General features: G+C 67.7%; 10 protein-coding genes and 1 pseudogene. 5 read left to right on the forward strand and 6 right to left on the reverse strand.

The window, feature by feature from the left end; genetic code table 11:
* Window positions 1–223 precede the first annotated feature (223 nt).
* The 5 genes from ACHMXA_RS05775 to ACHMXA_RS05795 are packed head-to-tail and all read right to left on the reverse strand — an operon-like array spanning window position 224 to window position 5,715.
* A complete protein-coding gene (locus tag ACHMXA_RS05775; protein WP_395319235.1) occupies window positions 224–1,075 on the reverse strand; it encodes a class I fructose-bisphosphate aldolase in 852 nt (283 codons plus the stop codon).
* Window positions 1,076–1,122: 47 nt separating this feature from the next.
* Window positions 1,123–2,103 carry an aldo/keto reductase gene (locus ACHMXA_RS05780; RefSeq protein ID WP_395321229.1) on the reverse strand — a complete coding sequence of 327 codons (981 nt, stop codon included), beginning with the start codon at window positions 2,101–2,103 and terminating at the stop codon, window positions 1,123–1,125.
* A gap of 20 nt (window positions 2,104–2,123) precedes the next feature.
* The gene (locus ACHMXA_RS05785; protein WP_395319237.1) at window positions 2,124–3,152 is read right to left on the reverse strand and encodes an ABC transporter permease; all 1,029 of its coding nucleotides are present in this window, start codon (window positions 3,150–3,152) and stop codon (window positions 2,124–2,126) included.
* The gene (locus tag ACHMXA_RS05790; RefSeq protein WP_395319239.1) at window positions 3,149–4,672 is read right to left on the reverse strand and encodes a sugar ABC transporter ATP-binding protein; all 1,524 of its coding nucleotides are present in this window, start codon (window positions 4,670–4,672) and stop codon (window positions 3,149–3,151) included. Before ACHMXA_RS05790 ends, ACHMXA_RS05785 begins: the two co-directional genes overlap by 4 nt.
* Window positions 4,669–5,715: a substrate-binding domain-containing protein gene (locus ACHMXA_RS05795; RefSeq protein ID WP_176665860.1), complete on the reverse strand. Its 1,047-nt coding sequence runs from the start codon at window positions 5,713–5,715 to the stop codon at window positions 4,669–4,671. Before ACHMXA_RS05795 ends, ACHMXA_RS05790 begins: the two co-directional genes overlap by 4 nt.
* Window positions 5,716–5,895: 180 nt before the next feature.
* Here ACHMXA_RS05795 and ACHMXA_RS05800 point away from each other — a divergent pair, with 180 nt between their 5' ends.
* From ACHMXA_RS05800 to ACHMXA_RS05810, 3 genes and pseudogenes are all read left to right on the forward strand, one after another.
* Window positions 5,896–7,383, forward strand: a complete 1,488-nt coding sequence (locus tag ACHMXA_RS05800; protein WP_395319242.1) for an FGGY family carbohydrate kinase — start codon at window positions 5,896–5,898, stop codon at window positions 7,381–7,383.
* Window positions 7,380–9,150: pseudogene (locus ACHMXA_RS05805) on the forward strand (glycerol-3-phosphate dehydrogenase/oxidase). Before ACHMXA_RS05800 ends, ACHMXA_RS05805 begins: the two are co-directional and overlap by 4 nt.
* The gene (locus tag ACHMXA_RS05810; RefSeq protein WP_019655526.1) at window positions 9,147–9,902 is read left to right on the forward strand and encodes a GntR family transcriptional regulator; all 756 of its coding nucleotides are present in this window, start codon (window positions 9,147–9,149) and stop codon (window positions 9,900–9,902) included. The pseudogene ACHMXA_RS05805 and the gene ACHMXA_RS05810 overlap by 4 nt, the downstream one beginning before the upstream one ends.
* Window positions 9,903–9,912: 10 nt before the next feature.
* Here ACHMXA_RS05810 and ACHMXA_RS05815 read toward each other — a convergent pair whose 3' ends face one another.
* Entirely contained in the window at window positions 9,913–10,800 is an 888-nt protein-coding gene (locus tag ACHMXA_RS05815) for a DMT family transporter (RefSeq protein WP_395319244.1), read from the reverse strand.
* Between the two features lie 100 nt (window positions 10,801–10,900).
* On the opposite strand from ACHMXA_RS05815, the gene ACHMXA_RS05820 reads away from it, so the two are divergent.
* Entirely contained in the window at window positions 10,901–11,671 is a 771-nt protein-coding gene (locus ACHMXA_RS05820) for a hypothetical protein (RefSeq protein ID WP_395319246.1), read from the forward strand.
* The gene (locus tag ACHMXA_RS05825) at window positions 11,668–12,147 is read left to right on the forward strand and encodes a type II toxin-antitoxin system VapC family toxin (protein WP_395319248.1); all 480 of its coding nucleotides are present in this window, start codon (window positions 11,668–11,670) and stop codon (window positions 12,145–12,147) included. The genes ACHMXA_RS05820 and ACHMXA_RS05825 overlap by 4 nt, the downstream gene beginning before the upstream one ends.
* The last annotated feature ends 24 nt before the right edge of the window (window positions 12,148–12,171 follow it).

Here is a 12,171-nt window from a genome sequence, read left to right on the forward strand (position 1 = left end):
TCGCCTCCAGGTTGTTTGAAGTCCGCAGGGGAACCGTTTTCTTCTCGGCCAACTAACTCCGTGTTGCTCTTGTCGCTTGTCTCTCTCGTCTCTTCCTTGCCTGCCTGCGCGCGTGGCAGAAAACGCGCGCGCAGGACGCACCCCGGCGGGCGACGCATCCGCCGCCCGCCGTGAGCTCTCTTCCTTCTTTTTTCCCTCCTAGAGAGGGCGCGTCTTCGTCATGTCATTTCGCGCCACCCGATTCGTAGATGTCCCATGCCTCCTTGGCGCTGGCGCCGCGGTGGATCATGGCCATCAGCGCGTCCACCACCGCCGACGGATTGCCGTGCTGGTAGACGTTGCGCCCGTACACCATGCCGACGGCGCCTTCGTCCATCAGTACGCGCGAGCGCGCGAACACCTGCTGCAGATCCTCGCGGCCGCCGCCGCGCACGAGCACGGGGCAGCGCGCGGCCTGCACCACGCGGTGGAAGTCCTTGGGGTCGGTGGTGGGGTCGGCCTTGACGATGTCGGCGCCCATGTCGCGCGCGAGGCGCACGAGCGTGACGATCTTCTCGGCGTCGCCGTCCACCGAGTAGCGGCTGCCGGCCGAGGGCGCCTGCATCACCAGCGGCTCGATCATCAGCGGCATGCCGTAGCGGTCGCAGTCGGCGCGCACGCGCGCGATGTTCTGCACGCATTGGCGGAACAGGTCGGGTTCGTCGGGCAGCATGAAGAGATTGACCACCACGCAGGCGGCGTCCTGCTGCACTGCCGGCAGCACCGGGTCGTGCTCGTTCTGCAGCACGGCCCACATCACGCGGTGGCGCGTGGCGTTGTAGGGGTTGCCCATGTCGATGCGCATCACGAGGGCCGGCTTGTCGCGGCCCGGGCGGTCCTGCAGCAGGTCCGACTGGCCGTAGTTGAGCTGGATCGCGTCGGGGCGCGCGACCACGAGGCGGTCCATCACCGCGGGCATGTCTTCGAGGCCTTCGAGGAAGCTGGGCTCGTTGCACACGCCGTGGTCGAGCGCGATGTCCAGGCAGCGCCCGTTGTTGAGCAGCCGGTTCAGGCGTGCGGTCTTGTCCTTCGACATACGGAAAGAAGTCCTTGCTTGTTGATGTGTGACAGAAAAAAAGAGCCTCAGGCCAGCGAGTTCAGGTGCCTGCCGGCGGCCGCGTCGATCAGCTCCAGCGCGGCGTCGTGCAGCCGCACCGAGCCGGCGCCCGCGTTCTCGATCGCCTGCTTGCTCGCGCGCGCACCGCACAGCGCCACCGACACGCTGCCGCGTGCCAGCGTCCAGGCGATCATCAGTTGGCCGAAGGAGCATTCGAGCTGCGTGCGCAGCGGCTCCAGCTCCTCGAAGAACGCCTTGAGCTTCGCGCGGTTCTCGGCACTGAAGCGCGGGTTGGTGGCGCGCTGGTCGTCGCCGGTGAACTTGCGCTCGGGGTCGATGGGGCCGGCGAGCAGGCCCAGCGCGAGCGAGGAGTAGCCCAGCACCGCCACGTTGTTCTCCGTGCACAGCGGCACCAGCGTCTGTTCGATCTCGCGGTCGATCAGGCTGTAGCGCTCCTGCGCGGCATCGACCGGGCCATAGCGCAGGTACTCGGCCAGCGTCTCGGGGCTCACGTTGCTCACGCCGATGGCGCGGATCTTTCCCTGCTTCTTGAGTTCGAGCAGCGCGTCCATGGTCTCGGCCACGGGCGTGGTGGCGTCCTGCCAGTGCGTGATGTAGAGGTCGATGTAGTCGGTCTGCAGGCGCTTCAGGCTCTCTTCGGCTTCATGGAAGATCGACTCGCGCCCGAGGTAGCGGTACACCGGGTGGCCGTCTTCTTCGAAGAAGTGCGTTCCCTGTTGGGTGTGCCACACCAGACCGCACTTGGTGGCGATAACCGCCTCGTGGCGGCGGCCCTTGAGCGCGGTGCCCACGATGCTCTCCGAACGGCCCAGGCCGTAGGCCGGCGCGGTGTCGATCAGGTTCACGCCCGCGTCCAGCGAGGCCTGGATGGCGAGCACGGCGGCCGCGTTGTCGCCGCCGCCCCACATCCATCCACCCATGGCCCAGGTGCCCAGGCCGATGGCCGAGCATTCGATGCCCGAGGGGCCGAGAACGGTCTTCTTCATGTTCGATGCATTGATGCTGCTCATCGCTTGGTCTTTCTCGTGTTCATGAGGTGGTCGATGGTCACGGCCGCGAGCAGGATCAGGCCCTTGATCACGTCCTGCCAGTAAGGCGACACGTCCAGCAGGATCAGCGAGCTGGTCACCACCGACAGCAGCGCCAGGCCCAGCACCGCGCCGAGCACCGTGCCCGAGCCGCCCTTGAGGCTGGCGCCGCCGATCACCGCCGCGGCGATCACGTTGAGCTCCATGCCCACGCCGAAGGTGGGCGTGGCGGCGCCGAAGCGCGCGGTGTAGATCACGCCCGCGAGCCCGGCCGATGCGGCGCACAGCACCGTGACCCAGAACTTGACGTGGCCCACGCGAATGCCGGAGTAGAGCGCTGCCTTCTCGTTGCTGCCGGTGTAGAACACGCGGCGCAGCAGCGAGGAGCGGCGCAGCACGAAGTCGCTCACCACCACGATCGCCAGGAAGATCAGGATCACCGCCGGCACGCCGAAGAGCGTGCCCTGGCCGATGAACTTGAACTCGGCCGGCAGCGAGAACAGCGACTGCGGCGTGCCCTGCGTGAGCGCCAGACACAGGCCGCGCACGATCACCATGAAGGCCAGCGAGGCGATGAAATGATTCAGCCCGATGCGCGTGACGCAGCCGCCGATCATCGCGCCGATCATGGCGCTGGCCGCAATGGCGATGAGCCCCGCCGTCCACGGATCGAAGCCCATCAGGAAGAGCTTGCCGGTGACCACCATCGCGAAGCACACCACCGAGCCCACCGACAGGTCGATGCCGCCGACGATCAGCAGGATGGTCATGCCGACCACCACGATCCCCTCGATGGAGAACGACAGCAGCATCGCGCGCACGTTGTCCCAGGTGAGGAAGTAGGGCGATGCGAAGCTCATGCCCACGCACAGCGCGGCGATGATGATCAACAGGCCCAGCTCGCGCATGCTGGCGAGCCTGCTGGCGGGTTTTCCGGGATCTCCTCCCGACTGGCGTGGCTGGAGGCCAGGGGCGGCCCCCGCATCGAGTTGTGCTGGGTAATTCATGCTGTCGCTTCCTCTTCGCAAAGTCCCGAGGCCAGCCGCAGCAGGGCCTCTTCCGTCATGTCCTTGTCCTGCACCTCGCCGGCGAGCCTGCCGTCGCGGATCACCAGCGCGCGGTCGCACAGGCCGATGATCTCGGGCAGCTCCGAGGAGATCACGATCACGCCCACGCCCTGGCTGGCCAGGTCGCGCAGGATGTGGTGGATCTCCGACTTGGCGCCCACGTCCACGCCGCGCGTGGGTTCGTCCATCAGCAGCACCGACGGGTTGGTGGCCAGCAGCTTGGCGATGGCCACCTTCTGCTGGTTGCCGCCCGACAGGCTCGCCACGTCGATGTCCACGCCGTCCGACTTGAGCTTGAGCCGCGCGCCGAGGCTCACGGCCAGCTTGTGCTCGGCGGCGCGCTGCAGCAGGCCGAAGCGCGAACTCACGCGCGCGAGCGCCATCGACGCTATGTTCTGCGCGATCGGCAGCTCCAGGTACACGCCCGCCGCCTTGCGGTCCTCGCTGAGGTAGGCAATGCCTTCGCGCAGCGCGTCGCTGTACTTTCGGATCGTGAGCGGCCTGCCGCGCAGCCGCACGCTGCCGCCGCGCGCGGTGCGCAGGCCGCAGATGGTTTCCGCGAGTTCGCTGCGGCCCGCGCCCATCAGGCCCGCGATGCCGAGGATCTCGCCGCGCTTCAGCCTGAACGACACGCCGTGCACGCGCTCGCCGTCGGCGATGTCGGTCACTTCCAGCACGTGTTCGCCCGATGCCGGCTCTTCCTGCTTGGGCGGGTAGTAGTTGCCCAGGTCGCGCCCGACCATGCGGCGCACCAGGCCGTCGGCATCGAGCTCGGCCAGCGGGCCGGTGTGCACGTTGCGCCCGTCGCGCAGCACGGTGACGCTGTCGCAGTTCGCGAAGATCTCCGCCATGCGGTGGCTGATGTAGATGATGCCGATGCCCTGCGCCTTCAGGTCGTGCAGCACCCTGAAGAGCGCGGCCGATTCGTTGTCGGTGAGCGCGGCGGTAGGCTCGTCGAGGATCAGTACCTTGCAGTCGAGCGTGAGCGCCTTGGCGATCTCGATGAGCTGCTGCGTGGAGATGCTCAGGTCCTTCACCAGCGCGGCGGGGTCGATGTCCTGCCCCAGCCGCCGCAGCACCTTGGCGGCGCGTTCGTTCAGGCTCGCGTAGTTCATCCACGCGCTCCTGCCGGCATTGATCTCGGGCATGAAGATGTTCTCGGCCACCGTGGCGTCGCCGCACAGGGCGATCTCCTGGTGGACCAGGCCGATGCCCAGGCGCATCGCGTGCGCGGGGCCGTCGATGGCCACCGCCTGGCCGTCCAGCGAGATGGTGCCCTCGTCCGGCTGGTGGATGCCGTCGATGATGTTCATCAGCGTGGACTTGCCCGCGCCGTTCTCGCCGCAAAGGGCGTGGATCTCGCCGCGGCGCAGCGAGAAGTCCACGTCCGTGAGCGCGCGCGAAGCGCCGAAGCGCTTGCTGATGCCGCGCAGTTCGAGCAATGCGCTCACTGCGTTCACTCGCCGATTCCCTTGGTGCCGCGGCGGGCGAGGTACTTGTCCCAGTAGAAGTCGTCGGCGTTGGCCTTGCTGACCACCGACAGGCCGTTGTCCAGGAAGGGCACCGACATGGGGTTCGTGCCGTTGCGCTTGGCGTCGTTCATCGGGTCGATGAGCCCGGGGTTCTTGGCCAGGAACAGCATCATCATGCCCATGTAGCCCTGCATGCCCTGGTTGGGGTTGATAGCGCCGAACACGTCGCCCGACTTGATCATGTCGAGGATCTTGGCGTTCACGTCGCAGCACATCACCTTGATGTTCTTCTTGGTCTCCACCTTGGCCTGCGCCGCGCCGAGGGCCGAGTTGGCCTCGGGCATGAAGAGGGCGCCCAGGTTCGGGTTGGCCTGCGCGAGACTCAGCACCGCCTGGTAGGCCTTGTTCGGGTCCTGGTTGCTGGCGGCGCGGCCGACCAGCTTCATGCCCGGGTGCTTGGCCTTCATGCGGTTGACGAAAGCCGTGATGCGGCGGTCGTGGTTGTCCTGGCCGGGGTTCTCCAGCACCGCGTATTCGCCCTTGCCGCCCAGCGATGCGGCGATGGCGTCGGCCGCCTGGTTGCCTTCGCGGTCGTTGTCTGAAGTGACGAAGGACGTGCGCTTGGAGTTGGGCGAGTCGGCCGCGAAGGTGACGACCGGGATGCCCATCGCCGCGGCGCGGTTGATCGGCTCGATGAACGGGTCGGGGTTCATCGGGTGCAGCAGGATGCCGGCCGGCTTGCGCGCCAGCTCCTGCTCGAAGGACGCGAGCTGCTTGTTCACGTCGTACTCGGGCGTGCCGGTGTAGCGGGTGCGAACGCCCAGCGTGCGGCCGAGCTGCTTCATCATTTCGTAGACCGGAAACCAGTACTCGACCCCCGACACCATCACGTTCATCACGTAGACGTCGCTGGGGTTGCCGCGCAGGCCGCCGCCGGCCGCGGGGGCAGCCGCCTGCTGCTGCGCGAACGCGCTCGCGCCGGCCAGGCCGATGCCGGCTGCGGCGGCGGACTTCAGGAAATTACGCCTCATTCTTTGTCTCCTCACGTTGGGTGCACAGCTTGTGGATGCCGCTTTTCAGGGCAGCTCTCTGAACCTCTTTGTCACATCAGTTGTTATGACAGGATAGAATGTACGCGCTGGCCATTTGGAGGGATAACTAGGGGAAACGCTACTGGCAGGCCGCTTTTATTCAGCCGAAGCTGTTATGACATGAAGCCAAACATACTGATCGGCATCGACATGGGATCGAGCAGCCTGAAAGCCCTGGCCCTCGAAGCCGGGAACGGCCGCAGCGTCGCCCTGTCACGAATGCCATTGCCGCACGACCGGCTGCCCGGAGGGGGATGCGAAGTGGGGGCCGCGGCCATCCGCGCGGCATTGACCCACGTGCTGCGCGACGTCGCCCATCAACTCGGAGACCGCGTGTCGGAGGTCCGCGCCATCGGCTGCACCGGCCACGGCGCGGGGCTGTATGCGCTCGACACGCGCAACGAGCTTGTGGGCGGACGGGCAGTCGCCTCCACCGACCAGCGCGCCGACGCGCGCGCCCGCTCCCTGGCGCTCGGCCACGGCCCGGCGCTCTTCGCCGACGTGGGCTGTCAGCCCTGGCCCGGCCAGCCCACGGTGATCGCCGCCGAGCTGCTGGGCACCGACGCCGTGCAGCGCGGTGCGGTGCGCCGGCTGATGTTCGCGAAGGACTACCTCGGCTTCCTGCTGACGGGCGAGATCGCCACCGACGCCAGCGACGCGAGCACGGCGGGGCTGGTGTCGATCGCCACGGGCACGTGGTCGCAGGCGGCATTCGATGCTTCAGGCATCGCCGATCTCGGCCCGCACGTCTTCGGTCCGCTGGTGCGCAGCGGCGAACTCGTCGGCAGGCTGCGGTCTTCCGAAGCCGCGCTGTGCGGCCTGCCAGCGGGCATTCCGGTGGCGATGGGCGCCATCGACCTGCTCGCCTCGATGACCGCGATCTGCGCCGAAGGGCGCTCGCGCGCGGTGTCGGTCTTCGGCACCTGGTGCGTCAACGCCGTCATCGGCCCGGTGATCGAGCCCAAGCCCGCGGTGGCCGCCGTCGTGAATTTCGGCCGCGAGGACAAGCGGCTCTACATGGAGAACAGCCCCTCGTCGATGGCCAACATCGCGTGGCTGGCCGGTGTGCTGGGCTTGCCCGATTCGCGCGCGGTGGTCGACCTCGCGATGTCGGTGCCGCTGGGCGCAGGCGGCCTGCGCTTCCTGCCCTTCGTGAACGGCGGCGGTGGCGTGACGGCGGGCTTCGTCGGCCTCAAGAGCCACCACACGCGCGGTGACATGGCGCGCGCGGTGGTCGATGCGGTCGCGGCACTGCATGCGCGCCACCTCGCGCGGCTCGCGGCCTGCGGGCTGCCGGTGTCCGCATGCACCGTGCTCGGCGGCGGCGCGAGCGACACGCGCCTCGTGCGCCTGCTCGCGGGCCTGCTCGGCCATCCGGTCGAGCGCTGCGCCGACGACGAGACCGGCGCGCGGGGCGCCGCCATCTACGCCGCCATGTCGCAGGGCTTCGACCGTGCGGAGCAGGGCAGCCCGCTGCTCGCGCCCTGCGACACCGTGGAACCCGACGCCGCCCTGGCGCGCGCCCATGCCGACTTCAACGCCGGCTTCAACGAACTGATCGACACCATGTCTCCTGTGTTTTCCCATCTGGCGGGAGGTGCCCGATGAGCGCGTGGCAACTGCCCTTCGTGCGCCCCGCATCGCTGGCCGACCGTCATTTCTCCACCGTCATCATCGGCGCCGGCATCAACGGCGTGGGCGTGTTCCGCGACTTGTGCCTGCAGCGCGTCGATTGCCTCATCGTCGACAAGGGCGACTTCAGCGCGGGCGCCAGCAGCGCGCCCTCGCGCATGATCCACGGCGGCCTGCGCTACCTGGAGAACGGCAGCTTCTCGCTGGTGGCCGAGGCCACGCGCGAGCGCAACCTGCTGCTGCGCAACGCGCCGCACCTGGTGCAGCCGCTGAAGACGGTGGTGCCGCTGTCGAGCTTCTTCGGCGGGCTGATGAGCAGCGCGCTGAAGTTCTTCGGCCGCAAGCCGCCGCAGCGAACGCGCGGCCTGCTCGCGGTGGCCGCGGGCCTTCGCCTGTACGACCTGCTGGGCCGCCGCCAGCGCGTGATGCCCAACCACCGCATCAGCCGCGTGCCGCCGGGCGACCGCAGCCTGTTCCGCTCCGCGGTGCGCTGGACGGCCACCTTCTTCGACGCATGGATCAGCCACCCCGAGTGGCTCATCCTCGAACTCATCGGCGACGCCTGCCGCGACCAGCCGCGCTCGGCCGCGGCCGAACTACTGCCGCGTGATGGGCTGCGCGGGCAACATCATCACGCTGCGCGACGAGATCACCGGCGCGCTGGTGCGCGTGACGGCCGACACCGTGGTCAACGCCAGCGGCGCGTGGCTGGACCGCAGCACGGCAGTGCTCGGCGGCGCCGGCCCGCGCGTGATGGGCACCAAGGGCTCGCACCTCGTGCTCGACCATCCCGCGCTGCGCGATGCGCTGCAGGGCCGCATGGCCTACTTCGAGGCGGTGGACGGGCGCGTGTGCATCGTCTATCCCTTCCTCGACCGCGTGCTGGTGGGCTCCACCGACATCCCCGTGGACGATCCCGACAGGATCGAGACCGAGCCCGAGGAGGTCGACTACCTGCTCGAAGTGCTGGCCGAGGTGTTCCCCAACCTGCGCTTCGGCCGCGGCGACGTGGTCTACACCTACGTCGGCGTGCGGCCCCTTGCGCGCTCCGATGCCGACAAGCCGGGGCAGATATCGCGCGACCACTCGGTGGTGCTCGATCCGCCCAGCGCCACGCGCGACATTCCGGTCGTCGGCCTGGTCGGCGGCAAGTGGACCACCTTCCGCGCCCTCGCCGAGGAGGCCACGAACGAAGTGCTGAAGCAGCTGGGCCGTCCGCGCACGGCGTCGACGGACATGCTGCCGATAGGCGGCGGTGCCGAGCTGCCGGTGGATGCGCAGGCCGTCGAGCGTTTTCTCGATCGCCTGGTCGCCGCATCGGGCATGAGCCGCACGCGCGCGCAGGTGCTGCTGAAGCGCTACGGATCGAAGGCGCTGCCGCTGGCCCAGCGGCTCGCCGCGTCCGGAGACATGCCGCTGCGCCATGCGCCGGGCTATTCGGTGGCCGAGCTTTCGTACCTCTGCCTCGAGACCGGCGTGGTGCACCTCGACGATCTCGTGATCCGGCGCACGCTGCTGGCCATCCGCGGCCTCGTCACCGATGCCGCGTTGGCCGAGATCGCGGGCATCGCGGCCGATGCGCTGGGCTGGGACGCGGCGCAGCAGCATGCCGAGCTGCACGCCTGCGCCACCGCGCTGCGCGAGCGCCACGGCGTGCGGCTTTCGCCGGTGGCCGCCGATGCGCCTGCATCTTTCGATGCATCATTGATGACTCCTCAGGCCCTGGGCCAAGCTTCGACGTGAACTCTCCGACCGAAATTTCGACCGTGCTCGACCGCGACTCCGAGTCCCCGCTGTGGGCCCAGTTCCGCGACGCGCTTCGCATGCAGATCCTGCAGGGCGTGCTGCCCATTGGCGCCAAGCTGCCGTCCGAGGCCGAACTGGGCGAGCAGTTCGGCATCTCGCGCATCGTGGTGCGCGAGGCGCTGGCCGACCTGGTGCGCAACAACCTCATCTACAAGATCAAGGGCCGCGGCGCCTTCGTGTCGGCCCGCGAGCGCGACGAAGACTTCGTCTCCACCGTGCTCGGCTTCTCCGACGAGATGGAACGCAAGGGCCGCTCGGTGCGCACGCAGATCCTCACGCAGGAACTGCGCGCGCCCACCGAGCAGGAAGCGGCCTCGCTCGGCCTGACCGACGACACGCAGGTGGTGGCGCTCAAGCGCCTGCGCAGCGTCGACGGCGAACTGCGCCTGCTGGTGGAAACCGTGGTGCCCGCCGACCTCGCGCCGGGCCTGCACCGCACGCGCCTGGACGACCGCTCGCTCTACGACGTGCTGCGCCGCCAGTACGGCCTGCGCCTGGTGCGCGCCGAACGCTGGATCGACGCCGTGCTGCCCGACGCCGAGACCTGCGACCTCCTCAACCTGCCGCAGCCCGAGCCGCTGCTGCGCATCGAATCGATCGCCTACGGCGCCAACGGCCGGCCGCTGGAGCACTACCGCGCGCTGCACCGCTGCAAGACGAGCCGCCTGCACGTGCAGACGACGACCTGAAGTTCTGCGTTCAGCCCCTGGCCACCTTAGAGGGCCAGAGCACCGAGGCGATGGACACCATCATCAGCGCCACCGCCACCCAGTCCTGCCAGTGCACGGCCTCGCTGAGCCACACCGCGCCGCTGAAGACGCCGAGCACCGGGATGAACATCACGCTCAACGTCGATGCGATCGGCGGCAGGCCGCGCGCAAGGTAGAACCACGCGGCATGCGCGAAGCCGAAGATCAGCACCGCGTTGTAGAGGATCGACCCCCATGCCACGCGGCCCGGCCAGTAGAGCTGCTCGCGCTCGAAGAGCAGAGAGAGCGCCGTCATCACCACGGCCGTCATCGCGGTCATCCAGAACGAGAGCGTGAGCGTCGGCAGGCCGATGCGCGTGTGGCGCAGCAGCTGCGTGCCCAGCGCCCATGTGGCTGCCGCGACCAGCGCGAGCGCCACGTAGCCGGGCCGGCCCGACAGGTTCGTGAGCTCGTGCCACAGCAGCAGCCCCACGCCGACCGCGCAGGCGCCCACGCCCAGCCAGGCGCGCCGCGTGAGCGTGGCGGAGAACAGCAGCGCGCCGATGACGGCCGAGAACACCGGCATCGTGTAGCCCAGGATCGCCGCGCGCCCGCCCGACAGCGCCTTCACCGCGAGGATGATGCAGGCGTGCCAGACGAACATGTTGGTGGCGCCCAGCCACAGCAACTCGGGCCACGCGCTGCGCGGCACGCGGAACGGCACCTTGAGCCACACCAGCGCGAGCGCCAGCACCGGCAGGCCGAGCCAGATCGAGATCGCGCGAAAGCTCAGCGGCGGATAGTCGGCCACGCCGAGCTTCATCACCGGCCAGTTGAAGCCCCATGCGAGGGTCAGGAGAACGAGGATGACGAACTGGCGCGGGGTGAAGGAAGGCATGGGGCGCGATTGTGGCGCGGCCTGTGCATTCGTGCCTGCGATGGATCGATGCTCGCAAGTACCTCTACGAGGAAACGGCTTCGGAACCTAAAATGCCCGGATGGAAGCGCAAGAGTTGCTTATAGCGTTGCATGACGAGTCGGCGGGATATGAAATCTCGCCCGACCGTATGCCCCTGTCCATACTCCGCAACTTTGCGAAGGATGTGGACGAATTTCTCCGGGGCGATGGCAACGACATCGATACAAGTGCGCTCGATGTTTCCATCAAGAAGGGTTCTTTCGCCATCCGGACGGCACCCATAGCCAATCCAATTCTGTTGAACGACCTGCGCAAGCTCGCTCACAGTCAGGAGATGGATGACATCGGTCCGAAGCGGCGCGCGGTGATCGAGAGGTGGCAGAAGAATGCGCGCGGTGGCCGTCGCTGGCGCGTGAGCATCGGAGCGGGTTTTCTGCCTGCTGCCATCGTGATCAGTGCCGAGTCCGATTTTCACGCCGACGATGCCGACCAGTGGGTGCGTGTCGAACGCTATGTGCGTGGCGAGATCGAAGACATGGGCGGACAGTCGAAACCGAATGCCCATATTCGTCTTCCGGACGGCAAGATATTGCTTGTCGATGCAGCGCGTGAAATGCTGCGCGACGAGAAGGTCAATCGGCTCTACAAACCGGCCATGGTTCGGATCGTTGCCGAGTACAACGTCAGAACGCGCGAGTATCGAGGCGCAAGACTGCTGGAGTTCGTCGAGCACGAAAGCCGATTCAACGAGAAGGACCTCGAGCGCCTGACCCAGCGAGGAGCCAAGGCCTGGCGCGACGTGCCTGACGCTGGAGCATGGATCGACGAACTCCGTGGAGGCAAGGAGTGAGCGCGATCCTGCTCGACACGAGCTACCTGATCTCCCTGGCTGATCCGGCCCGTGCTCATCATCGAGCTGCGGTCAGCTATTTGCGAGAAGCCTTGAAGCGTGGTGTTCCGCTCTACCTTTCGGCCATTGCGGCATCGGAGTTCCAGGTCAAGCAGGCGGTGACCGATCTGCCCCTGCGCAATTTCGAGGTGCTTCCGTTCAACATCGACCATGCAATGACCGCCGGGTTGCTCATGCGCGATCTGCAGCGGGATAGCGGTGATGACCGAAGCGCCGTGAAGGACGACATCAAGCTGATCGCCCAGGCGATCTGCGAATCGCTGACGCACATCCTCACGGAAGACGCTCAAACGCTTGTGAAGTACTTGCGCAGGCTGAACGACGCCGGCACCAGCGTCGTCAAGCCGATCCTGTTGGCGGATGGCTTCGATTCAGCGTGGTTCGAGAACGGTCAGAGAGGCTTGTTGGGGGATTGACGATCGGACGCGAGCGAATGCGCC

This window comes from Variovorax sp. UC74_104 (assembly GCF_044055375.1).
Taxonomy (GTDB): domain Bacteria; phylum Pseudomonadota; class Gammaproteobacteria; order Burkholderiales; family Burkholderiaceae_C; genus Variovorax.

Bases quoted from the DNA above. Each gene is read 5' to 3' on its own strand.
- ACHMXA_RS05775 (WP_395319235.1), bottom strand. From the start codon at position 1,075: ATGTCGAAGGACAAGACCGCACGCCTGAACCGGCTGCTCAACAACGGG.
- ACHMXA_RS05780 (WP_395321229.1), bottom strand. From the start codon at position 2,103: ATGAAGAAGACCGTTCTCGGCCCCTCGGGCATCGAATGCTCGGCCATC.
- ACHMXA_RS05785 (WP_395319237.1), bottom strand. From the start codon at position 3,152: ATGAATTACCCAGCACAACTCGATGCGGGGGCCGCCCCTGGCCTCCAG.
- ACHMXA_RS05795 (WP_176665860.1), bottom strand. From the start codon at position 5,715: ATGAGGCGTAATTTCCTGAAGTCCGCCGCCGCAGCCGGCATCGGCCTG.
- ACHMXA_RS05800 (WP_395319242.1), top strand. From the start codon at position 5,896: ATGAAGCCAAACATACTGATCGGCATCGACATGGGATCGAGCAGCCTG.
- ACHMXA_RS05815 (WP_395319244.1), bottom strand. From the start codon at position 10,800: ATGCCTTCCTTCACCCCGCGCCAGTTCGTCATCCTCGTTCTCCTGACC.
- ACHMXA_RS05820 (WP_395319246.1), top strand. From the start codon at position 10,901: ATGGAAGCGCAAGAGTTGCTTATAGCGTTGCATGACGAGTCGGCGGGA.